At 46.5% G+C, this 19,103-nt stretch carries 22 protein-coding genes and 27 tRNA genes; 39 read left to right on the forward strand and 10 right to left on the reverse strand.

All coding sequences use genetic code 11. The features are described from left to right. Nucleotides 1–167: 167 nt before the first annotated feature. The gene (locus tag NDI42_RS21320) at nucleotides 168–803 is read right to left on the reverse strand and encodes a phosphoribosylanthranilate isomerase (protein WP_190452427.1); all 636 of its coding nucleotides are present in this window, start codon (nucleotides 801–803) and stop codon (nucleotides 168–170) included. Nucleotides 804–935: 132 nt separating this feature from the next. Between NDI42_RS21320 and psaK (NDI42_RS21325) the strand changes: the two genes are divergently transcribed. The 3 genes from psaK (NDI42_RS21325) (at nucleotide 936) to NDI42_RS21335 (ending at nucleotide 3,015) form a co-directional block, all read left to right on the forward strand. Then, nucleotides 936–1,205, forward strand: a complete 270-nt coding sequence (psaK, locus tag NDI42_RS21325) for a photosystem I reaction center subunit PsaK (protein WP_190418309.1) — start codon at nucleotides 936–938, stop codon at nucleotides 1,203–1,205. A gap of 166 nt (nucleotides 1,206–1,371) precedes the next feature. After that, nucleotides 1,372–1,653 carry a photosystem I reaction center subunit PsaK gene (psaK, locus tag NDI42_RS21330; RefSeq protein ID WP_190418307.1) on the forward strand — a complete coding sequence of 94 codons (282 nt, stop codon included), beginning with the start codon at nucleotides 1,372–1,374 and terminating at the stop codon, nucleotides 1,651–1,653. Between the two features lie 156 nt (nucleotides 1,654–1,809). After that, nucleotides 1,810–3,015 carry a site-2 protease family protein gene (locus NDI42_RS21335; protein WP_190452428.1) on the forward strand — a complete coding sequence of 402 codons (1,206 nt, stop codon included), beginning with the start codon at nucleotides 1,810–1,812 and terminating at the stop codon, nucleotides 3,013–3,015. 254 nt (nucleotides 3,016–3,269) lie between these two features. On the opposite strand, the gene NDI42_RS21340 is transcribed toward NDI42_RS21335, so the two are convergent. From NDI42_RS21340 to glnA, 5 genes are all read right to left on the reverse strand, one after another. Next, nucleotides 3,270–3,470: a hypothetical protein gene (locus tag NDI42_RS21340; protein ID WP_190452430.1), complete on the reverse strand. Its 201-nt coding sequence runs from the start codon at nucleotides 3,468–3,470 to the stop codon at nucleotides 3,270–3,272. A gap of 4 nt (nucleotides 3,471–3,474) precedes the next feature. After that, nucleotides 3,475–4,230 (reverse strand): lipoate--protein ligase family protein, encoded by a 756-nt coding sequence (locus NDI42_RS21345; protein ID WP_190452433.1) that lies wholly within the window; start codon nucleotides 4,228–4,230, stop codon nucleotides 3,475–3,477. 102 nt (nucleotides 4,231–4,332) lie between these two features. Then, nucleotides 4,333–4,833 carry a YbjN domain-containing protein gene (locus NDI42_RS21350; RefSeq protein ID WP_190452435.1) on the reverse strand — a complete coding sequence of 167 codons (501 nt, stop codon included), beginning with the start codon at nucleotides 4,831–4,833 and terminating at the stop codon, nucleotides 4,333–4,335. A gap of 224 nt (nucleotides 4,834–5,057) precedes the next feature. Next, entirely contained in the window at nucleotides 5,058–6,119 is a 1,062-nt protein-coding gene (locus NDI42_RS21355) for a methyltransferase domain-containing protein (RefSeq protein ID WP_190452456.1), read from the reverse strand. A 252-nt stretch (nucleotides 6,120–6,371) separates the two neighbouring features. Further along, on the reverse strand, nucleotides 6,372–7,793 hold the full coding sequence (gene glnA, locus NDI42_RS21360; protein WP_190438200.1) for a type I glutamate--ammonia ligase: 1,422 nt from the start codon (nucleotides 7,791–7,793) through the stop codon (nucleotides 6,372–6,374). Between the two features lie 330 nt (nucleotides 7,794–8,123). Here glnA and NDI42_RS21365 point away from each other — a divergent pair, with 330 nt between their 5' ends. Next, nucleotides 8,124–8,447 carry a hypothetical protein gene (locus NDI42_RS21365; RefSeq protein WP_348231496.1) on the forward strand — a complete coding sequence of 108 codons (324 nt, stop codon included), beginning with the start codon at nucleotides 8,124–8,126 and terminating at the stop codon, nucleotides 8,445–8,447. A 160-nt stretch (nucleotides 8,448–8,607) separates the two neighbouring features. After that, nucleotides 8,608–9,117: an allophycocyanin subunit beta gene (gene apcB / locus NDI42_RS21370; protein WP_190418295.1), complete on the forward strand. Its 510-nt coding sequence runs from the start codon at nucleotides 8,608–8,610 to the stop codon at nucleotides 9,115–9,117. Nucleotides 9,118–9,272: 155 nt separating this feature from the next. On the opposite strand, the gene NDI42_RS21375 is transcribed toward apcB, so the two are convergent. After that, nucleotides 9,273–9,611 carry a hypothetical protein gene (locus NDI42_RS21375; RefSeq protein WP_190418293.1) on the reverse strand — a complete coding sequence of 113 codons (339 nt, stop codon included), beginning with the start codon at nucleotides 9,609–9,611 and terminating at the stop codon, nucleotides 9,273–9,275. 113 nt (nucleotides 9,612–9,724) lie between these two features. On the opposite strand from NDI42_RS21375, the gene NDI42_RS21380 reads away from it, so the two are divergent. The 3 genes from NDI42_RS21380 (at nucleotide 9,725) to NDI42_RS21390 (ending at nucleotide 10,942) form a co-directional block, all read left to right on the forward strand. After that, the gene (locus NDI42_RS21380) at nucleotides 9,725–9,940 is read left to right on the forward strand and encodes a hypothetical protein (RefSeq protein ID WP_190452436.1); all 216 of its coding nucleotides are present in this window, start codon (nucleotides 9,725–9,727) and stop codon (nucleotides 9,938–9,940) included. An 81-nt stretch (nucleotides 9,941–10,021) separates the two neighbouring features. Further along, a complete protein-coding gene (locus tag NDI42_RS21385; protein ID WP_190452438.1) occupies nucleotides 10,022–10,540 on the forward strand; it encodes an HNH endonuclease in 519 nt (172 codons plus the stop codon). Nucleotides 10,541–10,555: 15 nt separating this feature from the next. Further along, nucleotides 10,556–10,942 carry an alr0857 family protein gene (locus tag NDI42_RS21390; protein ID WP_190452439.1) on the forward strand — a complete coding sequence of 129 codons (387 nt, stop codon included), beginning with the start codon at nucleotides 10,556–10,558 and terminating at the stop codon, nucleotides 10,940–10,942. A 56-nt stretch (nucleotides 10,943–10,998) separates the two neighbouring features. On the opposite strand, the gene NDI42_RS21395 is transcribed toward NDI42_RS21390, so the two are convergent. Continuing rightward, nucleotides 10,999–11,448 (reverse strand): hypothetical protein, encoded by a 450-nt coding sequence (locus tag NDI42_RS21395; protein ID WP_190452440.1) that lies wholly within the window; start codon nucleotides 11,446–11,448, stop codon nucleotides 10,999–11,001. 436 nt (nucleotides 11,449–11,884) lie between these two features. Between NDI42_RS21395 and NDI42_RS21400 the strand changes: the two genes are divergently transcribed. The 24 genes from NDI42_RS21400 (at nucleotide 11,885) to NDI42_RS21515 (ending at nucleotide 14,712) form a co-directional block, all read left to right on the forward strand. Then, nucleotides 11,885–12,085, forward strand: a complete 201-nt coding sequence (locus NDI42_RS21400) for a hypothetical protein (protein ID WP_190452441.1) — start codon at nucleotides 11,885–11,887, stop codon at nucleotides 12,083–12,085. Between the two features lie 190 nt (nucleotides 12,086–12,275). Beyond that, nucleotides 12,276–12,348 (forward strand) — tRNA-Asp (locus NDI42_RS21405). 46 nt (nucleotides 12,349–12,394) lie between these two features. Continuing rightward, a tRNA-Glu gene (locus NDI42_RS21410) sits at nucleotides 12,395–12,467 on the forward strand. A 53-nt stretch (nucleotides 12,468–12,520) separates the two neighbouring features. After that, a tRNA-Cys gene (locus tag NDI42_RS21415) sits at nucleotides 12,521–12,594 on the forward strand. A 6-nt stretch (nucleotides 12,595–12,600) separates the two neighbouring features. After that, nucleotides 12,601–12,673 (forward strand) — tRNA-Lys (locus tag NDI42_RS21420). Nucleotides 12,674–12,683: 10 nt separating this feature from the next. Next, nucleotides 12,684–12,756: transfer RNA gene (locus NDI42_RS21425), tRNA-Met, on the forward strand. An 11-nt stretch (nucleotides 12,757–12,767) separates the two neighbouring features. Then, a tRNA-Glu gene (locus NDI42_RS21430) sits at nucleotides 12,768–12,839 on the forward strand. Between the two features lie 3 nt (nucleotides 12,840–12,842). After that, nucleotides 12,843–12,926, forward strand: a tRNA-Ser gene (locus NDI42_RS21435). A 12-nt stretch (nucleotides 12,927–12,938) separates the two neighbouring features. Next, nucleotides 12,939–13,021, forward strand: a tRNA-Tyr gene (locus tag NDI42_RS21440). A 10-nt stretch (nucleotides 13,022–13,031) separates the two neighbouring features. Further along, a tRNA-Trp gene (locus NDI42_RS21445) sits at nucleotides 13,032–13,105 on the forward strand. Between the two features lie 144 nt (nucleotides 13,106–13,249). Next, nucleotides 13,250–13,323: transfer RNA gene (locus tag NDI42_RS21450), tRNA-Phe, on the forward strand. 7 nt (nucleotides 13,324–13,330) lie between these two features. Next, a tRNA-Asn gene (locus tag NDI42_RS21455) sits at nucleotides 13,331–13,402 on the forward strand. 8 nt (nucleotides 13,403–13,410) lie between these two features. Continuing rightward, a tRNA-Gln gene (locus NDI42_RS21460) sits at nucleotides 13,411–13,482 on the forward strand. 4 nt (nucleotides 13,483–13,486) lie between these two features. Continuing rightward, nucleotides 13,487–13,559, forward strand: a tRNA-Gln gene (locus NDI42_RS21465). 30 nt (nucleotides 13,560–13,589) lie between these two features. After that, nucleotides 13,590–13,665, forward strand: a tRNA-Leu gene (locus NDI42_RS21470). 9 nt (nucleotides 13,666–13,674) lie between these two features. Further along, a tRNA-Leu gene (locus NDI42_RS21475) sits at nucleotides 13,675–13,750 on the forward strand. A 4-nt stretch (nucleotides 13,751–13,754) separates the two neighbouring features. After that, a tRNA-Pro gene (locus NDI42_RS21480) sits at nucleotides 13,755–13,829 on the forward strand. A gap of 3 nt (nucleotides 13,830–13,832) precedes the next feature. Continuing rightward, nucleotides 13,833–13,906: transfer RNA gene (locus tag NDI42_RS21485), tRNA-Leu, on the forward strand. A gap of 41 nt (nucleotides 13,907–13,947) precedes the next feature. After that, nucleotides 13,948–14,022: transfer RNA gene (locus tag NDI42_RS21490), tRNA-Leu, on the forward strand. 92 nt (nucleotides 14,023–14,114) lie between these two features. Beyond that, nucleotides 14,115–14,186, forward strand: a tRNA-Thr gene (locus NDI42_RS21495). 212 nt (nucleotides 14,187–14,398) lie between these two features. Next, nucleotides 14,399–14,469: transfer RNA gene (locus NDI42_RS21500), tRNA-Gly, on the forward strand. An 11-nt stretch (nucleotides 14,470–14,480) separates the two neighbouring features. Next, nucleotides 14,481–14,552: transfer RNA gene (locus NDI42_RS21505), tRNA-Gly, on the forward strand. Between the two features lie 5 nt (nucleotides 14,553–14,557). Further along, nucleotides 14,558–14,633 (forward strand) — tRNA-Val (locus tag NDI42_RS21510). 6 nt (nucleotides 14,634–14,639) lie between these two features. Continuing rightward, nucleotides 14,640–14,712: transfer RNA gene (locus tag NDI42_RS21515), tRNA-Arg, on the forward strand. A gap of 401 nt (nucleotides 14,713–15,113) precedes the next feature. On the opposite strand, the gene NDI42_RS21520 is transcribed toward NDI42_RS21515, so the two are convergent. After that, entirely contained in the window at nucleotides 15,114–16,325 is a 1,212-nt protein-coding gene (locus NDI42_RS21520; RefSeq protein WP_190452444.1) for an RNA-guided endonuclease InsQ/TnpB family protein, read from the reverse strand. Nucleotides 16,326–16,465: 140 nt separating this feature from the next. Here NDI42_RS21520 and NDI42_RS21525 point away from each other — a divergent pair. The 6 genes from NDI42_RS21525 (at nucleotide 16,466) to NDI42_RS21550 (ending at nucleotide 18,199) form a co-directional block, all read left to right on the forward strand. Continuing rightward, a tRNA-Ala gene (locus NDI42_RS21525) sits at nucleotides 16,466–16,539 on the forward strand. Between the two features lie 2 nt (nucleotides 16,540–16,541). After that, a complete protein-coding gene (locus NDI42_RS21530) occupies nucleotides 16,542–16,667 on the forward strand; it encodes a hypothetical protein (protein WP_277876810.1) in 126 nt (41 codons plus the stop codon). Nucleotides 16,668–16,790: 123 nt separating this feature from the next. Beyond that, nucleotides 16,791–17,567: a group I intron-associated PD-(D/E)XK endonuclease gene (locus NDI42_RS21535; protein ID WP_190452448.1), complete on the forward strand. Its 777-nt coding sequence runs from the start codon at nucleotides 16,791–16,793 to the stop codon at nucleotides 17,565–17,567. 236 nt (nucleotides 17,568–17,803) lie between these two features. Beyond that, nucleotides 17,804–17,879 (forward strand) — tRNA-Asn (locus NDI42_RS21540). Nucleotides 17,880–18,044: 165 nt separating this feature from the next. Next, nucleotides 18,045–18,116, forward strand: a tRNA-Asn gene (locus tag NDI42_RS21545). Between the two features lie 12 nt (nucleotides 18,117–18,128). After that, nucleotides 18,129–18,199, forward strand: a tRNA-Lys gene (locus NDI42_RS21550). 160 nt (nucleotides 18,200–18,359) lie between these two features. Here the strand turns inward: NDI42_RS21550 and NDI42_RS21555 are convergent. After that, nucleotides 18,360–18,590 carry a hypothetical protein gene (locus NDI42_RS21555; protein WP_190452450.1) on the reverse strand — a complete coding sequence of 77 codons (231 nt, stop codon included), beginning with the start codon at nucleotides 18,588–18,590 and terminating at the stop codon, nucleotides 18,360–18,362. Nucleotides 18,591–18,705: 115 nt separating this feature from the next. Here NDI42_RS21555 and NDI42_RS21560 point away from each other — a divergent pair, with 115 nt between their 5' ends. Further along, the gene (locus NDI42_RS21560) at nucleotides 18,706–18,909 is read left to right on the forward strand and encodes a hypothetical protein (protein ID WP_190452452.1); all 204 of its coding nucleotides are present in this window, start codon (nucleotides 18,706–18,708) and stop codon (nucleotides 18,907–18,909) included. Nucleotides 18,910–19,103: the final 194 nt, after the last annotated feature.

Consider the following 19,103-nt stretch of genomic DNA (forward strand, 5'->3'; position numbering starts at 1 on the left):
GGAAATGTTTATGAGCATCTTTTTTTAGACAACTTTGGCTTTTGTGGCTGTGGGTGCAATTATGCTTCTAATCTCACCTTTGCTTCAGCTTTATTAATCCGGGCTGCTTTGCCCAGTCTTAGGGTGACAATGGGGCAGATAAAAGACACGAAGAGATCGTAAAATTGCTACTGCCGCTTCCCTTCTAGCTTCTCAAATAGCTGGGCTACTCTGTCTAAATCTTTGTCTCCGGGCGATCGCTCCACGCCGCTAGATAAATCAATACCGGACGGATACACCTGCGTTAAGGCATCCAACACGTTATCGGGTGTTAAGCCACCTGCAAGAAACCAGGGACAGCTAGGCTGGAATTGTTCTAAGGTAGCCCAGTCCAGTGTTTTTCCGGTTCCTCCCAACATTTGGGGATGATAGGCATCCAGCAGTAGCGTGTCTGCACACTCTCCATAGGCATCTGCCTGAGTTAAATCTTCTGTCGTTTTTATTCTCAACGCTTTGATGATTTCCACGTTAGGTAGAGATTGACGCAGCTTGTGGCAAAATTCCGTTGTTTCTATTCCATGTAACTGTACACCTGTCAAGGCTGCAACGGCGACAGTTTCGCAGATTTCCTCTTGTGTAGCGTTGGCAAAGACACCAATCCGGTCAACGTCGGGAGGCAGTTTTTTCCCGACTGCTCGGATTTGCATGGCACTGACGTAGCGCGGGGATGCCTGTACGCAGATAAATCCCAGAGCGGTTGCTCCCAGATGCGCGATCGCTTGCCCTTGCTCAGGTTTCGTAATCCCACAAATTTTAATTCGCATTGAAATTGTTCTGATTTGTATTAAAAATTAATATAACTGTTAACTCTTAAAACAAATTCTGGCTTAGTGCAAAGAGATTTTTATAATCTTTTTTGTTACTAGATTTTAATAAAAGCAGGAGACAGTAATTTGATGACAATACTAGCTGCCCTCCAGTCTACCGTTCCCGCGACACCATCATGGACTCCCACAATAGGGCTGGTGATGATTTTATGCAACTTACTTGCTATTGTCATCGGTCGCTTTGCCATCCAGAAACCCGGTGTGGGGCCTGACTTGCCCTTTGAAAAACCTGCTCTGTTCCGGAATTTCAGTATTCCTGAATTGCTGGCAACCATGAGCTTTGGTCACATAATTGGCGCAGGTGTCATTCTGGGACTGACTAACGCCGGAGCGCTATAAAATAAGGCAACAGGCAAAAGCGTCCAAAATTCTGGTGCGAGGATGAGCGCGATCACGCGATCGCCTTCCCCGGATCTTGAAGCAAAACAGGCAAAAGGCAAAAATAATTCTTCACTTTTTCCTTTTCAGCCCCTATCCCCTATTAACAATTCAGGAGAAAACAAAAATGGTTGACTTAAGTAGTTTACTTGCCGCAGTGCAGCCCACTGTTCCCCCAACTCCAAGCGGCACTATGGCCGGGTTCATTATCATGGGTATTTTCAATCTTCTTGGCTTGTTCGTCGCCGCCAATGCAGTCCAAAAGAAGGGAGTCGGCCCCAAATTGCCTTTGCAGCTTCCTGGTTTTGGTAAAAACTTTAGCGTTGCTCAATTTCTTGCAGGGATGAGCTTTGGTCATGTGCTGGGGACTGGTGCGATTTTAGGGCTGACCAACATTGGTGTCCTTTAGCACTCTGATTTAACTGCGAGCGAAACGAACAAGTTACTAAGGTGGGTATTGCTCACCTTGGTGATTATGGCGCTCTATCGATTCATCCCACAGCTAGAAGCAACGGGATGAATCGTTTGTTATTTGTAATAGCAGGAATCAAAGAGGAAAATTTCGATGCAAGCAAGTTGGCGTATTGGCTCGATATTCGGAATTCCGCTGTTTATAGATTATTCGTGGTTTTTTATTTTAGCTTTGATAACTCTTGCCAATGCCCTAGATTTCTCAACAGTTTTAGGCCCAGTTCTCGGCGGAGGCGCTGGATTATTAATGGCTTTATTGCTGTTTGGTTCCGTCTTGCTACACGAACTGGGTCACAGTTTGGTAGCGCGAAAGCAAGGCATTCAAGTTAACTCAATTACTTTATTTCTATTTGGTGGAATTGCTTCTATCGAGCAGGAATCAAAAACTCCAGGCGAAGCCTTTCAAGTGGCGATCGCAGGGCCTGCTGTTAGTTTTGTTCTCTGGTCGTTATTTTACCTCGTGGCTCACACTCTCCCAGTAACGGGTATAGTGCAGGTTATGACATTAAACCTGGCAAAAATAAACCTTATCTTAGCATTATTTAACTTAATCCCCGGACTGCCTTTAGATGGCGGACAAGTTGTGAAAGCTGCGGTATGGAAAGCCACCGGAAACCGCTTTCAAGGCGTGCGTTGGGCAGCTAAATTTGGTTTAATTTTAGGATGGGGCGCGATCGCATTGGGGATGGCAATTATTGCTTTCAATGATCAGTGGTTCAATGGCTTCTGGATTGGCTTACTCGGCTGGTTTGGCATCCGCAACGCTACGTCCTACGAGCGGATGTCTACCTTACAGGAAACCTTGCTACAGATAATAGCAGCAGATGCTATGCAACAGGAATTCCGAGTTGTGGATGCTAACATGACCTTGCGTCAGTTTGCTGACGGATACATTTTGGAAGCTTCCCACTTCCCCGTTTACTTTGCAGCTTCCGAAGGTCGCTATCGCGGTTTAGTTTCAGTTGACGATTTGCACTTCATTGAACGCAGTCGTTGGGAAACCGAAACCCTACAGAGTATCGTGCATCCGCTGACAGAAATTGCCACAGTTGAAGAAAAGACACCCATAGCGGAAGTGATTAACTTTATGGAAGCCAAACAGTTAAATCGAATTACCGTACTTTCACCCGCAGGCGCAGTTGCTGGCGTTATTGACAGAGGTGATATTGTGCGTGCTGTAGCCGCCAAACTAAATCTGGCAATTTCCGATGCAGACATCAAGCGCGTCAAAGCAGAAGCTAGCTATCCGCAGAGTTTACAATTGAATGCGATCGCTAAAGCAGCAACCCTCCAAGACTAACACCATTAACTTCAAGTTACGGCTGAATAACTATCTTTCCCGACTTGTTGATATAACTCAGCTTCCGCTCAAACGTCACCAACACGAAGCAGTAACTACCTTAGCAATTTTGTCAATGTAGCCAATCTTGTTTGGTTAATATCTTAGAAAAGGTTGAATAATAAGAACCTAACATCCTAACTCTAAACATTAGCTTTAGATAATTTCCTGCTGATGTATAATCATTAATGAATCATATAAATTTTTGCCAATAATTAATGTGTTGCCGCTTTTTGTAAATCCTCAATCGTTCCTTTATAATCTCCTAGTCCAGCCTTTCCCATTCCCGGTTTATAGAAGTATTCAGCACTCATGTGATTAATAGGTGTTTGTAGTGGTTCATAGATAATTAAAGGTAGTCCAGCCAACACAGTAGCTATTCCCAGAATTACATTTGTGCGGCGTAGGAAATTCATAACTTTACTTTTTTTCTATAACATCTGTACTGGAGTGCGCTAAAATTTCTTGCCACTCTGCATCAGATAAAGGCTGCATCACCATCTCAATCCCGAAACAATTACCTGCTGCTACAGTTAGGGCATCCACAACAGTTTGAATCAGCGTATCTCCCTGCTGAGAAAAGGGTAACTTTATCGGTGTCATAACTTCGCCAAACACCTGCTTAAACAACTCAGCATCTGGGGACAAACGCATCGAACCGTGCTGTAAGATAGCATTCCCTCGCCGCAGTTGAGCGCTACCGGTCAACTTATAACCATCAACAGTAACTAAATCAGCACCAGTGGCGGTGCCAAAACAATTGGGATTGTGAATGTAGCCACGCCCAGATGTACCGTAGTGTAAGTCTAAGCCAAGCGATCGCCATCCTTGAATCAAAAACTCACAAATTGCCTCATACGCCTTCAGGCGACTCCCAGCCAATCCTGAAGTAACAACCATATAGGTGAGATCGCCTTGGTGCAACACAGCGCGTCCGCCAGTCGGACGACGCACCAAATCCAACACACCAGCTGCATTTAGCTGCTGCCAAGATGCAGGCCATCGAAGTTGATGATACCCCAGCGAGATTGCCGCTGGAGACCAAGTATAAAAGCGCAAAGCTGGCGGATGCCGTCCCAGCTGGTGTTGCTCGAATAACCATCGGTCGATAGCCATCTGGACGCAACCTGACGCTTGCAGCAAGGGAATCAAACGCCAATAGTTGTCATTAGTCATTAGTCAGTTGTCCATTGAAGTATTCGTAGTAGCTAATTGCCATCTTGTTTTTGAGATTACCAATTAGCTACTAGCTTTTGACTAATGACCACTGACTAATGACTAACTACCATATTCAGCCTGTAAAGGTTCGTCGTTGTTATCTGCAATAGTCGCCACAATGGTAATAGCGCGGGAAATTTCTCCCGGAGAAAGCTCTGCCACAGTGCGAGATGAAAGCACAACAACTTGGTTGTCTACAATACCGAAATGCGATTCAAACGTTTCAGACCAGTTCATTTCCAGTAGTTTCCGCATCAACTGCGCTTCGTTCTTGGCAGGTAGCTTCAGTACATTAGACCAAACTGTAAACGTATCATCATCGGTAATGCCAGTGAGTTGCACAAACACTTCGACAGTACCGTACTTAAACTTCCAGAGGTATTTATTGTCCTCGCCTTGACTCACCATCGCGGTGTCGTCCTGATCCAAGCTGGAGATGACAGTTTGAATCACATCTACATAATTCACTGCCGTTGCATCCTCGATCTGCTCGTTGGTAATCAGATCCTCTGTTGAAAGTCCTTGAGTGGAAATTTCGGTAGCAGGCTGTTTGGTGGTCATAAAACCTTCTGCTTATGAGTTTTGCGGTTTGCTTAGACCAACTCTATCGTCTAGAGGGACGCTTTGAGGACACCCCAATAGATTAGTTTTTTTTAAGTTTCTGAAATTTGAATCGGCGAGCCTCTTACCTCCCCTCCCCATAACTCGTTCCCAGGATGAGCCTGGGAACGCTAGAGAAGGAAGCGATCGCGTCCCCAGGAGACAACCATAGTGCGAGACTATCGTTATACCAGTGGCTTTCTCGCGATCAAATACTTGCTCATAAAGTGAACCTCAGTGGTAATATCCGTGAACCCAGCCTTATCCAACCGTTCCACCAAATCATCAGTGATGTAGTGCTTGTAATACGGCTCGTGGAACATTTCGTGAAAATTTTCCATCAGTGGCTTCAATTCCGGAGAATCGCTCATCTGAATCGAGTCGCAAATAATAAACACTCCTCCCGGTTGCGTTACCCGGAACGATTCCTCAATCACCCCCTGACGCGCCGCCGCTGGCAACTCGTGGAACAAGAAAACAGACGTTGTCGCATGGAAATAGTTATCCACATAAGGTAACTCTTCCCCATTCGCCTGTAACAGTTGCGGCAATTCCCCTTGATTTTCCGTCAAGAGTTGATTTGCCTTACGCAAGTAAGCAGGCGACAAATCTACACCAAACAAGGATGCCTTCGGCAGAGCATCACGAATTAACTTCAAAGTGCGACCCGTTCCGCAAGCCACATCAAGGATGCGAATTTGTTGTGGTGGAGTCGAATCAAAAGCTTTCAGTGCTTGCTTCAATGGAGCGAGAATGCGCCTCCGCATCGGATCTGCGGTGCCACCAAACAAAATTTCCACCTGCAAATCATACAGATTTGCTGACCAATCGCTCAAGTAGCCATCAGTTTGATGATGGAAGTTTTGCAGATAGTAGCTAGGATAACCATCCATCGCAATGTCTGGCGAAAACTCTTGATAACGCTTCTGATTTGCCCGCTGCCAGATTTGCAGCGTATCCAGGCACAGCACCGGATAGTAGCGGAAAAAATCTGACCAAGGATTATCAAACAGCACACTTTGCGGATATACGCCCCGTTCGGCATCCTGCCAGTCTGCTTCGATAATCTGATTCATCCGTTGTTGAAGTTTGGGTATAACTTCTGGCGGAATAGGTTTACTCTTTGTCTCAACAGGAGGAGAGATTAAGTTCAGCAGCTGTGTAGTTAAGACTTTGTGAGCTAGACCAAAGTAATTTTTTCCCTGCTGAAAAGTTTGATAGGTCAGCTTGGCGAGATTGTCAGGAATGGGAATTAATTGGTCAATTTTGGAGGTGGACTGCATAGCGATTGAAGATTTGCGCTTTCTAACTTGGGATGAGTATAAAACGATGAGGACTTTTATTTAGTTTTGTAAAGATACATTTTTTATCGTAGCTCAGTTTTTTCAGTTTCCATCTGTCGTTGGTGAGACAGCAAAAAAAAGCGCCACTCTGACGGGTGGCGCTTTAGATTTGGTTTTCTCGTTCCCGGTCGGAGACTGGAAACGAGAACGAGAAAATTAGCAATCGTAGTAGAGGGCGAATTCGTAGGGATGAGGACGCAACCGCATTGGGTTAACTTCGTTATCCAGCTTGTAAGAAATCCAGGTATTGATGAAGTCTTCTGTGAACACACCCGGTTCAGTTAAGAAAGCGTGATCGTGTTCTAGCGCTTCGAGTGCTGCATCCAGAGAACCTGGGGTAGAAGGAATTTTGCTCAACTCTTCGGGGCTGAGGTCGTAGATATCAACATCCAGGGAAGGGCCGGGGTCAATTTGGTTCTTGATACCATCTAGACCAGCACAGAGCATAGCAGCAAAAGCCAAATAGGGATTGCTGGTGGCATCCGGACAACGGAACTCTAAGCGCTTCGCCTTGGGATTGGTGCCAGACAGAGGAATCCGGATGGAGGCGGAACGGTTGCCTTGCGAGTAAGCCAAGTTTACAGGTGCTTCAAAGCCGGGGACTAGGCGCTTGTAAGAATTGGTTGTGGGATTAGTCAACGCCAACAGTGCGGGTGCGTGCTTGAGCAAGCCACCGATGTAATGCAGCGCCATTTGACTCAAACCAGCGTACTTATCGCCTGCAAACAGAGGTTGCCCATCTTTCCAGATAGACTGGTGGGTGTGCATCCCGGAACCGTTATCGTTAAATACTGGCTTCGGCATGAAGGTGACGGTTTTGCCATATTTCCTGGCAACGTTCTTGATCACATATTTATACGTCATCAAAGAGTCAGCTGCCTTAATCAAAGTTTCAAAGCGGAAACCGAGTTCGCACTGACCGCCCGAAGCAACCTCATGGTGATGCTTTTCAATTGGCACGCCGCACTTTGCCATTGTCAGCAGCATTTCCGTCCGCATATCTTGGGAGGTATCGGTTGGGGCAACGGGGAAGTAACCTTCTTTGTAGCGAGGCTTGTAACCGAGGTTGCCACCTTCTTCTTTTTTACCAGAATTCCAACGACCTTCGATGGAATCTATGTGGTAATAGCCTTCATGCTGGTTTTGGTCAAAGCGAACATCATCAAAAATGAAAAACTCAGCTTCTGGGCCGATGAAGACAGTATCGCCAATTCCGGTAGAAATTAAGTAATCTACTGCTTTCTGGGCAATCGTGCGGGGGTCGCGGCTGTATGGTTCGCCTGTCCGGGGTTCGACAATGCTACAGACTACGCTCAAAGTCGGCTCTGCCATGAATGGGTCGATCCAGGCAGTTGTGGGATCAAGCACCATTGCCATGTCTGATTCGTTGATGGCTTTCCAACCTCGAATACTTGAGCCATCGAAAGGTACGCCTTCGGTGAAGCTGCTTTCATCGATTTGGTTTTGGTACACCGACAAATGCTGCCAGATACCCGGCATATCGATGAACTTTAGGTCAATGATCTGGATGTTTTTTTCTTTAACGTAATTCAGGAACTCTTGCGGGTTCTGGAACATTTAGCGGACTCCTTAATTTCTATGCTGGCTCAAATCTGGAAAGCCAAAAAAAACGGTCTAACGATCATCAGGGGTGGTGGATCGCCAAGTCAAGGGGAAACTTGGAGCGAGGGCAACCAATTTTCAGACAGAAGGCAATGCTTGTACTGAAACATCCTAAAGATAGGTTTCGGGATGTTTTGTATCGTACTATACAAATTTACGAGTCCTGATTTGCAACTAATTTGAAAAAAGTTAAAAATTGTAGCAAAATTTACAAATATATCTTATGTGCATCATAATTATAATTAATCAGTATCAAAAGCTACTTTTTAGGCGGGGGGAAGCGTGGTGTTTAAATTAAATCAGGATTTTGACCAGCAAGAAGCACTACAGTATCAATCGGGAACGCGGGTAGAGCTAAAGCAGCGTCCTGGGGTTGTAGATATTATTGCGGAATATGACCCGATGATGGTGCCACCAATCTGGTTGGTTAATGATCCTCAACCACGCTATCCAGAAGAATTGACATTAGTGCCAACAGTAGGTATGAATATGGGTTGGTTGAAAGCAGTGGGGGGTCGGAAGGTGCGATCGCAAGCTTCCCAGTCTCCAAACAGCAGCACAAGGGCGATCGCATATCGCAGTTGCACTCTTCCAAAAGTTGCCCACTAAGAAAGCACCGCACGCATCAACACTGTGGGATGCTTAATAGATGAGAATATGCTCAGGGAAGTGTTGGGTGTTGTAAACTACAACGTTGGTAGTGGGTAGGCAACAGCACCCTGAGTGATAGAAAATCATCTATAGAGCTTGTTGTTGGGAGAGTAATATCATGCGGGACGCAATCACAAACCTGATTAAGAATTACGATGTTTCGGGTCGTTACCTGGATCGTAATGCCGTCGATTCGCTAAAGTCTTATTTTCAGACGGGTACGGCACGAGTCCAAGCGGCTGCGGCAATCAATGCCAATTCAGCATCGATTGTCAAGCAAGCTGGTTCCCAGCTATTTGAAGAATTGCCGGAGTTGATTCGACCCGGTGGAAATGCTTATACGACTCGCCGTTATGCGGCTTGTCTGCGGGATATGGACTATTATCTGCGCTATGCCAGCTATGCGTTGGTCGCGGGTGATACGAATGTGCTGGATGAGCGAGTCCTACAAGGTCTACGGGAAACCTACAATTCCTTGGGTGTGCCTATTGGCCCGACTGTGCGCGGTATCCAGATAATGAAGGATATTGTGAAGCAGCAGGTAGCAGCGGCTGGGGTGGAAAATACTGGATTTGTAGATCAGCCGTTTGACCACATGACTCGCGATTTGAGCGAACAGGATGTTTAAGCTAGAAGATTGAAGGTTAGAAAATGGAGGATTGGAGGTTATAACCTGTAACCTTCTAACCTTCCACTTGCTTTTTGGAGCGATCGCACTTTTCCCCAATACAAAGGAAAAAGCGCGATCGCTTTTTTATGTAACTTTTTGAACCAAATAAAAGCCTATCTCGATCCTAAACTCTCGACACTTAACGGCACCAAATCCCCATGTGTTGTGTATCCTAACAGCATTGGCTCATGCTGTCGGATAAACTTGCCTGTCAGTACACAGCGTTCTTCCTGCTGGGCTGTGGCGGGAACGCTGGCTCGAATATCAGACCGGGAAAATTTGGGTTTATACTCATCGGATTTTTGCTGCACGTAGTTCCAGAGGATATCTCGAATCAACGCTTGATATCCTTGATGTCCTGCGAGTTCTTTGAGTTCTTCCTTGAGTTCCCTTTCTAGGCGTATGCTCGTGACTTCCATTTCTGTTGTCGAGGTGCGTGGTAAGGTACGCATGATTTTTTCTCCTAAAGATGTGGACATAGTAATACAAGTGTAGTATATTGAAAGTCACATTCAAATTAAAACCTTCAAAAAGCTTTCCTGTGAGACACATACCTACCCGCTCCATGTCAACCTGCCATCCGAACCCCCAAACAAGTTGGGAATCGGCGGCTATTGTCGTGGAGTTTCGATTTATGGGCGATTATGGCTTACAGGGAGATTCCTGCGGGATTGATGAAAAAAATTTGGATGGCAAAAATGGTGGTAGCCTGCGGTTTGCAGAACCACAGATAAATAAACAAAGCGGGAGGTACAGGCAAAAAGTGACTGTACCAATATAGGACGAGAAGACCCAAGAGCAGTTTTCCAGCCCCCGCTTCTAAGAAAAAGAGGCGGGGGTTAATTGTATGAGGAGCCGAGTCGTGACAAGCGCAACTGAGGTGTTAAGTAGGTCGGTAGTGGTATTTTCCCAGAATTACTTACCGATGAGCCGGGTGAATATTAAACGAGCGATCGCATTAATGATCAGCGGTAAAGCCGAACCGCTAAGTTTTAGCGATGCAGTCGGTTGGCAAGTGCGATCGCCCAGCATAGTTATCGAAGTACCAGAACAAATCCGCTTGACGGTGACTGGCGCAGAGAGAGTCTGGCGCGTTCCTCCGGTAAATCGTAGAGAATTGCTGCGGCGAGATCATCACACCTGTCAATACTGCGGTAACACGAAACAGTTGACGATAGATCACGTCATTCCCTTATCAAAAGGCGGAAAACACACTTGGGATAACGTAGTTATAGCCTGCGAAAAGTGTAACCAACGTAAAGGCGATCGCACTCCCCTACAAGCGGGAATGCCACTTCGCACCCAGCCAAAAGCACCCATGCACCCTGCTGTTGCCTTTGCCGAACAGTTTTGGCGCGAACAGCACACTCACTCTGAGTAAAGGAGATACTAGGCAATGTTGAAATTAACATACACCGAAAATGGATTTTACTTGGAATGTCTGGCTCAATCCTTAGAGGAGTGGGTAGCACGACGGGTGATTTTGGCGCTGCGAGTTGGCACCAGCATCACCGTTGAACCTAGCACCGCTTCGTTTTTGCTTCCCGCTTCCTTGCCAGAAGTAGAACAATTAGCAACTCTGGTACAGCGGGAAGGTTCTGAAATCATCGGCGTGTGTGCTTGCGATGCCGATTACATCGAAGTCTGTCTGAATGGAACTTGGATCGAGGGAGATGGGGAGAATGGGGAAGGTGTGTTTGTTGCAGCATTAAGCGATCGCGCTGAATTCTTCCTCTTCAAGCTTTGGCAAGATGCACAAGCTTGTACCTCCTCCTTGAGGTAACTGTAGGGGCGCACTGCGGTGCGCCTTTTTCTTGGGAAAAGACGTTATGTCTTCTACTACCTGCATAGAACAGCAAACAGATAGTCTGGATCTATTCGCTTAGCAATGTTAGGATTCTTACTCAAGATAAATGCCCCTCCTTCAAACACGATTAGGGGAGGTTTATTTCCACGAGGGTTATAAGCACCAATAGTGGAATAAGGGCTACCATACTGTCCGTATTTATTCCATACACTTGTTGAAGAATGGCGGCTGCCATATTTCCCGTACTGGTTGCAAATTGACTCAGTGGCATACTGGTTGCTTGAAACCACGCCAAGCTCCTGTTCATCTGCGCCCAAAATATATGCGTTGCCATCTAGATCGCGAATTATATCTGCAATACTGACTTGAGCTACAAGCTGCTGTTGCAACGGAACTCTTGCTTGAGACTGTAAGGGTAAAAAAATTCCACTTGTAAAGGTTGCAATTGTAGACAAAACTGCTGTTTGAAGGGATTTCATCATTATTCTCCATAAATAACCCATCAAACTAAAGTATTCCCATTAGCAACTGAGTTCTAACGTTTGTAATTTTTAAATAGCAGCCCTAGCGATTAGAAATCGCTGCTAAACAAACCAAGTCCGCCTGCGCGGACTTTTGAAACCTGTCGAAGGCAGGTTTTGTTTGTATAGGCGGGAATTCTATTCGCCAGCCTTAGTGCAAGATATGCGATCGCTCTCCCCATCCTTCAGCACGTACTACAGTTACATATATATAGATGACTTGCCCGGTTATCAGCCATAAAACCTCATCTTGGCAAGGCTTTTGGTTATTTTCTTATATCCTAGGAAAATCCTCAAAAAAAACTTTTCCCAAACCCTTGACACTTTATGTAGTATTTATGTAGTATAAACATATTGAAAGAGGGGAAGAGACAAAAACCTCCAACCCAAAAGAGTCATGGTGCTACTCTACATTCAACGAATTAATAAAGGCTGGCATCCGCCAGAATCCTTTGAAATGCCGCATCAGTCTACTTCCCAAAAACCTGAAGTAGACAGGGAAAAAGCGGATAATACACACATCATTCAAACCAAAATTGCTGAATCTAGGCGTAATATCCAACAGGTTTATCACCTAGAAAGGCGGTTGTGTTTGTAACCAATTACAATCTTTTTTCTGAACCTTGAAAACTGAATAAGAAATCACCCATTTAACGATTGATTCTGTGCATTTTTAATGAAGCACAGACATCTCAAGTGGGGGAAAAGCCTAGCAAGCAATGCCCCCACATTCCTGAGATGTAACACGATTGTAGTGAGAGCATTTGCTGAAATGCTGCTGAAATTATGGGGCTGTAGCTCAGTTGGGAGAGCATCGGCTTGTCACGCCGAAGGTCGCGGGATCGAGACCCGTCAGCCTCGTTCAGCAGCAATTCCGACAGTAAAAATCTGGTTGCTCTCACCAAATGGCCCCATCGTCTAAGCGGCTAGGACACAGTGCTTTCAATACTGTAATACGGGTTCAAACCCCGTTGGGGCTATGCGGCGATTGAGTATCTGTTTCTTTCAGATTCTAAATTGCCCAAATCGCCGAGGTCGAGTAGCCAAGAGGCTTAAGGCGTCTCTCTGCAAAAGAGAAATTCGTGGGTTCAAATCCCACCTCGACCTCTCAAAGGGAGTATAGCTCAATTGGCAGAGCAGGCGGCTCTTAACCGTATGGTTGCAGGTTCGAGTCCTGCTACTCCCACTGCCATCAAGGGAGTATAGCTCAGGTGGTAGAGCAGCCTTCTCATAAGAGGCTAGTCGTAGGTTCAAGTCCTACTACTCCTACTGATAAACAAAGCCTCATCGTCTAGCGGTTTAGGACGCTGCCCCCTCAAGGCAGATACGAGGTTCAAATCTCCCTGGGGCTATCTGGAGAGGTGGCTGAATGGTTAAAGCGCTGGTTTGCTAAACCAGTTTGGGGAAACCCATTGCAGGTTCGAGTCCTGTCCTCTCCGCCTTTTTTACTTGGGTTGTGTCGCCTACCGGAGTAGGCAACTGTCTGTAAAACAGTGGCTTTGATGCAATGCAGGTTCGACTCCTGCCCAACCCATCAGCATCATGGGAGCGTGGTGTAATTGGCTAACATCTTGGTCTCCAAAACCAAAGATTGAAGGTTCGAGTCCTTCCGCTCTCGTCAACTTGGAGAGGTGGTCGAGTCGTTGATTACTCAGTATTGGAAATGCTGCTCAGTTTAACTGAGGAGTGTACCCTAGCCTTCGGCAACGGCTAACGCCGAACGGGAACGCTGACGCGAACAAATCCCTCTCCGTTGAAATTTCCCCCGGTAGCTCAGTTGGTAGTAGCGCCTGTCTGAAGAACAGGAGGTCGTCAGTTCGATTCTGACTTGGGGGGCTGTCATTGCCTTGTAGCTCAGTGGAAGAGCAGTCGCCTGTTAAGCGAACGGTCGTAGGTTCAATCCCTACCAGGGCAGCCTTTCATTGCCGAGTGGACGAATAGCAAGTCGCATAACTCTGAATTATGAAGTTGTAGGTGCGAATCCTACCTCGGCATTTATTGGGGAGTCGCCTAATGGCATGGCACCGCTCTTTGAAAGCGGAAAAATGCAGGTTCAAGTCCTGCCTCCCCAGTTCTGCCCCTAAGAAGGCAGCTTTCATCACGCTCCTGTAGCCCAATTGGAAGTAGGCGGCTGTCTCAAAAACAGTCTATGTGTGAGTTCGAGTCTCACCGGGAGCATCAAAACTCGCTCCTGTAGCCCAATTGGAAGTAGGCGGCTGTCTTAAAAACAGTCTATGTGTGGGTTCAAATCCCACCAGGAGCATTAACGGGGTGTGGCGCAGCTTGGCTAGCGCGGCAGCTTTGGGAGCTGAAGGTCGCAGGTTCAAATCCTGCCACCCCGATTTACCCCTGTGATGCAATAGGTAGACATACTTTGTTGAGCGCAAAGTTTATGCAGGTTCAACTCCTGTCAGGGGTACTGGGCATGAAAGCCCGAATACGAATAGACCAATCATTTTTGCCCCTGTAGCCCAATTGGCACGAGGCGCTTCGCTTAGAACGAAGAGGTTGCTGGTTCAAGTCCAGTCAGGGGCATTGGTGCGATGCGGGTGAAGTAGCCAGGGTAGGCTTGGAGGTCTCATAAGCCTCTTATCAGCAGGTTCAACTCCTGCCCCCGCCACCAAAATGCAGGCGTGGTGCAATGGCAAGCATAGGAGTTTCGTAATCTTCTGATGCGAGTTCAACTCTCGCCGCCTGCTTCGGTGCAGATGTGGTGTAAGTGGCAATACAAGAGCATGGTAAGTCCTCAATGTGGGTACCCTAGCCTTCGGCAACGGCTAACGCCGAACGGGAACGCTGACGCGAACAATCCCCGCCGTCTGCTCTTTGAATAATGCAGGTGTGATGTAACAGCAACATGAGGCTCTTGTAAAGCCTTCTTGCGAGTGCAAATCTCGCCTCCTGCTTTCAAGCGGATATGGTGTAACGGTAGCATCTGAGCCTTCCAAGCTCTAGGTACGAGTTCAAGCCTCGTTGTCCGCTCTTTCAAATATGCGGGTGTGATGTAGCGGCTAGCATCTGAGTGCGCCACACTCAGCGCGAGGGTTCAAGTCCCTCCACTCGCTTTCGTAGTCCTGTAGCTCAGTCGGGAGAGTGCCTCTCTTACAAAGAGGATGTCACAGGTTCAAGCCCTGTCAGGACTACCAATATAAACCCCCATAGCTCAGTGCATAGAGCAGCGCCCTTCTAAGGCGAGTGTCCCAGGTTGGAATCCTGGTGGGGGTGCTTGATACAGTTCAAAAAGGAGGATGCCTTCTTCTGCAATTAATTGAACGGGATGAGCGATAAGCCTAAGGGCATGCTTCGCTAACGCATCGCATCTTGCGTGACCCAATCCTTAGAGCCTACATACTTTAGTACGAGAGGAAAAGTAACGCTGTTCAAACACAGCGGGCGTTTGAGAACGAGGAGTGCGAAGAACCCGGCAGGTTGGCTTCAAGGTAGCCATCCTTTAAAGAGTGTGTAACAACTCATCGGCGGAGTCCCTCTAGTAACTGAGAAAACGCAAAATGCTCTGATAACTTGCACGCGAGAATGCGATCGCATTCAAGAACACAAAATACGGGTCTGTAGCTCAATTGGTAGAGCGTCTACCTTGCAAGTAGAAAGATTTGACACTCTCCGCCCTATAAGTGCGGAGATTCTTCGTTCAACGACTCAGCTTGCCGAGATAGGCTTTCGCCTAAAACAGTAGAGACCAAATCTCCCGAAGCGTTCGGATCTAAGATCCAAGTTCCCGTATGACCTACGGTACTTAAGGCTAAGTTCAAGATGTTAATTGCGGCATTCCAGTCTCGGTCTAATACAAATCCACACTTACAAGCATGGGTTCTCATCGACAAAGACTTCTTAACGCAATTGCCGCAGTTAGAGCAATTTTGAGAAGTGTAAGCTGGGTTTACTGCAACTGTCACCCTGCCAAATTTGACTCCAAAATACTCCAACCATTTCCTGAACTGATACCAACCTGCATCGTTAATAGATTTGGCGAGACAGTGATTTTTGACCAAGTTCTTAATCCTCAAGTCTTCGTAGGCGACCAAATCGTTAGATTGGATTACGCAACGCGCCACTTTTTTGGCGTGTTCTTCACGTTGCCTACTTATTTTGAGGTGTACTCGCCCTAATCTATTAACAGCTCTCTTGCGGTTAGCAGAGCCTTTTTTCTTCCGAGAAGCACGGTGTTGGTATAACTTTAGCCGCTTTTCTCCAGAACGATAAAACTTGGGGTTTGGTTCGCTATATCCATGACTATCGGTATAAAACTCCTTGATTCCTACATCTAAACCAATCGTATTTCCTGTAGGTTTTATACTATGAAAGTTTTCACTTCTTATTAGGAACTGAACATAATATCCATCAGCTCTTTTGACCAACCGGACTCGCTTTATCTGGTCTATTTGGTAAAAGTTCAAATCCCAAGTTCCCTTGAGCTTCAGCTTGCCAATCTCTTTTTTGTCGGTAAAAGTAACTTGTTTCCTGTTCTCAGAAAGTGTCCAGCCGGAGGTTTTATATTCCACTGAACGACAATTCTTTTTAAACCGTGGATAACCCTTTTTACCCGGAACGGACTTTTTGCAGTTGTCGTAAAACCGAGCAATGGAGCTATAGGCTCTTTCTACCGAGGCTTGACAGGCATGAGAATTTAAAGCTTTAACAAAGGGATACTCTGCTCTGAGTGCCGTATTGTGACGATAAAGGTCTTTTTGTCCTACACCCTGATTGTCCATCCAATAACGAATGCACTTGTTGCGGACGAATTGAGCGGTTTTTATCGCCTCATTTATCGCACTGTATTGAGTTGTCTTCCCTTTAGCCTTAAACTCTAAAACGATCATTTGACGTGGGAAAACCCTACGCCAAAATAATACCATAAATAAAAACCGTCCTAGAGGTTACTGAGCCTGTTGAAGTAAGGACGGGGCTTAAATCTTATATTTTTGGTCAGTTCGATTCTGACCAGAATCCACCAAATTTAGGGGTCATAGCTCAAAAGGCACGAGCGCTTGCTTTGCACGCGAGAGATCAGGAGTTCGATTCTCCTTGACTCCATCATGGTGTCTGAAGCCAAAGCGATCGCGGCACTTGCTTGTGAGGCAAGCCATAACGGGTTTGAGTCCCGTCAGACACCCCAAATGGAAGATACCGCCGAAGGGACGGCAACTAAACTTGAAATCTAGGGCAGGATAACACCTGGGGGTTCGAGTCCTCTATCTTCCTCTGTCTATATAGGGATAAACGTCTCCTTTTCTTTGCTTTCCCCAGGGAGTTATACTGGTGCAACTTTATCAGGGAAAATTCAAGTGGACAACAAAACTTGGCTGGGTAGTCTTGGAGAAAGCAAAGTAGCAGCTGAGTTAAGTCGGCATCGCTTTCATGTTTTCAGCCAAACAACAGGGAAGGCACCTTTTGACCTAGTAGCTTACAAGGATGGGTACCTGTACAGAATTAATGTTAAAACTACCCAGAGATTGGGCAAATGGGGTTCTTGGGAAGTTCAGATTAAAAGTTTGCGGTCTAACCGCACAAAAAATCGGATAGTTCCTTTTGACCCTCAATCTTGTGATGTACTTGCTGTGTATATTGAACCTCTTGATAAGGTGTGTTTCTTGCGTGTTTCTGAAGTGTCTGGAAAGAATTCCATCGCCTTAAGAGAGAACGCAGCGCACCAGTCCAAGCTTGCCTGCATTTCAGAATTAACTAACCCTGAACTCATCTGTTACCTCGAAAACCAGGGAATAACAGAGACGTTGATAGGAGTAAATAAATTAACTGAGAAATCTAGTAATTTCAGACAAGATACTTTAGCGGAAGCGCCTTATAAAAGGCGAAGAACTGGGAAAGGTTCTGGCAGGGTTTTAACCAAGAAAGAACCAGTTCGCCTCAAACCAAGGAAAGTTGAGCGTCCTTCCAAGGAAGAACTTGAAAAGATGATCTGGGAAACTTCTGTGCTTGAGGTCAGCCGCAAGTATGGAGTGTCGGATGTTGCAGTTGCCAAATGGTGCAAGAAATACGGTATTTCCCGACCACCAAGGGGTCACTGGGCTAAGAAAAATCAGTCCACACATTCAAAGTTGTAAGTTTAATTACTTTTTCCACTGGAGGCTGAAAAGCGAAGCACCGTGCTGATAACGCGGCTATAGAAGGGGCAGTACCTTCCCAGTGGATTTCCCTCTGCTAACGGATATAGCGCTGACGCTACGAACGTCGGTTGTGGTGGTTCGACTCCATCCAGAGGGGTTTCCCTTGCCTGCGGGATGCAGACCTAGCCCTCCGAAGGCTGGCGACCAAGCTCGACTCTTGGGCGAGGGGTTATTCCGCGATCGCTCAAGTGGTAGAGTCCGTAGCTGTTAACTACGGCGTTGTAGGTTCGACTCCTACTTCCGGAGCCAATTTTTACCCGTGTCCTGACAGACAAAGCATACATACTCGGCTGTTAACCGACAAAACCAAATGCTTTCTCGACTTACACGGGGTGAAAGTTCCCTTGCCTGCGGGATGCAGACCTGTTCCTCCTAAGAACGGTAGCCAAGTTCGACTCTTGGGTAAGGGGTTAATGCCAGATAGCTCGATGGCTGAGCGTCCGACTGTTAATCGGAGGGTTGTGGGTTCGAGTCCCACTCTGGCAGTTTCATTTGTGCGGGTGGTTGGCATAGCGGCTGTGCAGCGGGCTTTTAATCCGCAGAGATAGGTTCAACTCCTATACCACCCATTATTTCCACTAGAAACCGAAAAGCGAGGTGCAATAGTTACAACATTGCTGTAGGAGGAGCAGTACCTCCCCGGTGGACTAATTGATGAAGTTTTGGCTGTTGAGCTTTAGGTTCAAGATGGCTGACACAGGTTTCTCAGGACTGCTGGTTATCTAGCACTCAATCAGATGTGAGGTCTACGTCAGAGTCATAGCTGCCTGTAGGTCGTAGTCTGGTTATCAACTGTCTGAGCAGGAAAGCATTGTTGTTCCAAGCAGTATAAACGTTAGCCCCTTTACCCCTCAGCCTCAAAGTCTGTTGAGCTTTGTCATGGCAGATGGTTGCCAGTAAGCTGACGACTGAAACTAAGCCGAGTTCGTCTACAAGAGCTTCCAGTTCATCATGAGTCATCTGTAAAAACCTCAAGCGTGATTACTAAAGAATACCAAAAGTAGTCAAAAGTAGTCAAAAGTAGTCAAGCGCGATGCTACCCTAGTCAGGGTATCCTTTTGGGATGGCAACCAAGATGACACTCAGCATCAAGCTAGATCCTGAAGTAAAGAGGCAACTGGAGGAGATAGCTAAACAGCAAAACACCAGTCTCAATAGGCTGGTGCTGAAGTATATATCACAAGGAATTCAAGCTGATACAGAGGAACCAGATAGGCTAGCGGCTATTGAGGCTAGGTTGGATGCGATCGAAGCTAGGTTGAATGAGGTGACGAAGTAATACCTCGATCTCACCGCACTGGGCGGCTGGTTGATACTCCAAAGAACCCTGGCTTAAAATCACCGATTCCTAACTCAATACATTAGACCTCTTGCAAAAGTCCCAGATGCGTGGGACAAGTAGGTTAGAGTTGGGTAGCATTTATGACCTACGAACAAGTAAAGAGCCTGAAGTCAGAAGACTTTAAACGCTTG

The organism is Funiculus sociatus GB2-C1, from assembly GCF_039962115.1.
Taxonomy (GTDB): domain Bacteria; phylum Cyanobacteriota; class Cyanobacteriia; order Cyanobacteriales; family FACHB-T130; genus Funiculus; species Funiculus sociatus.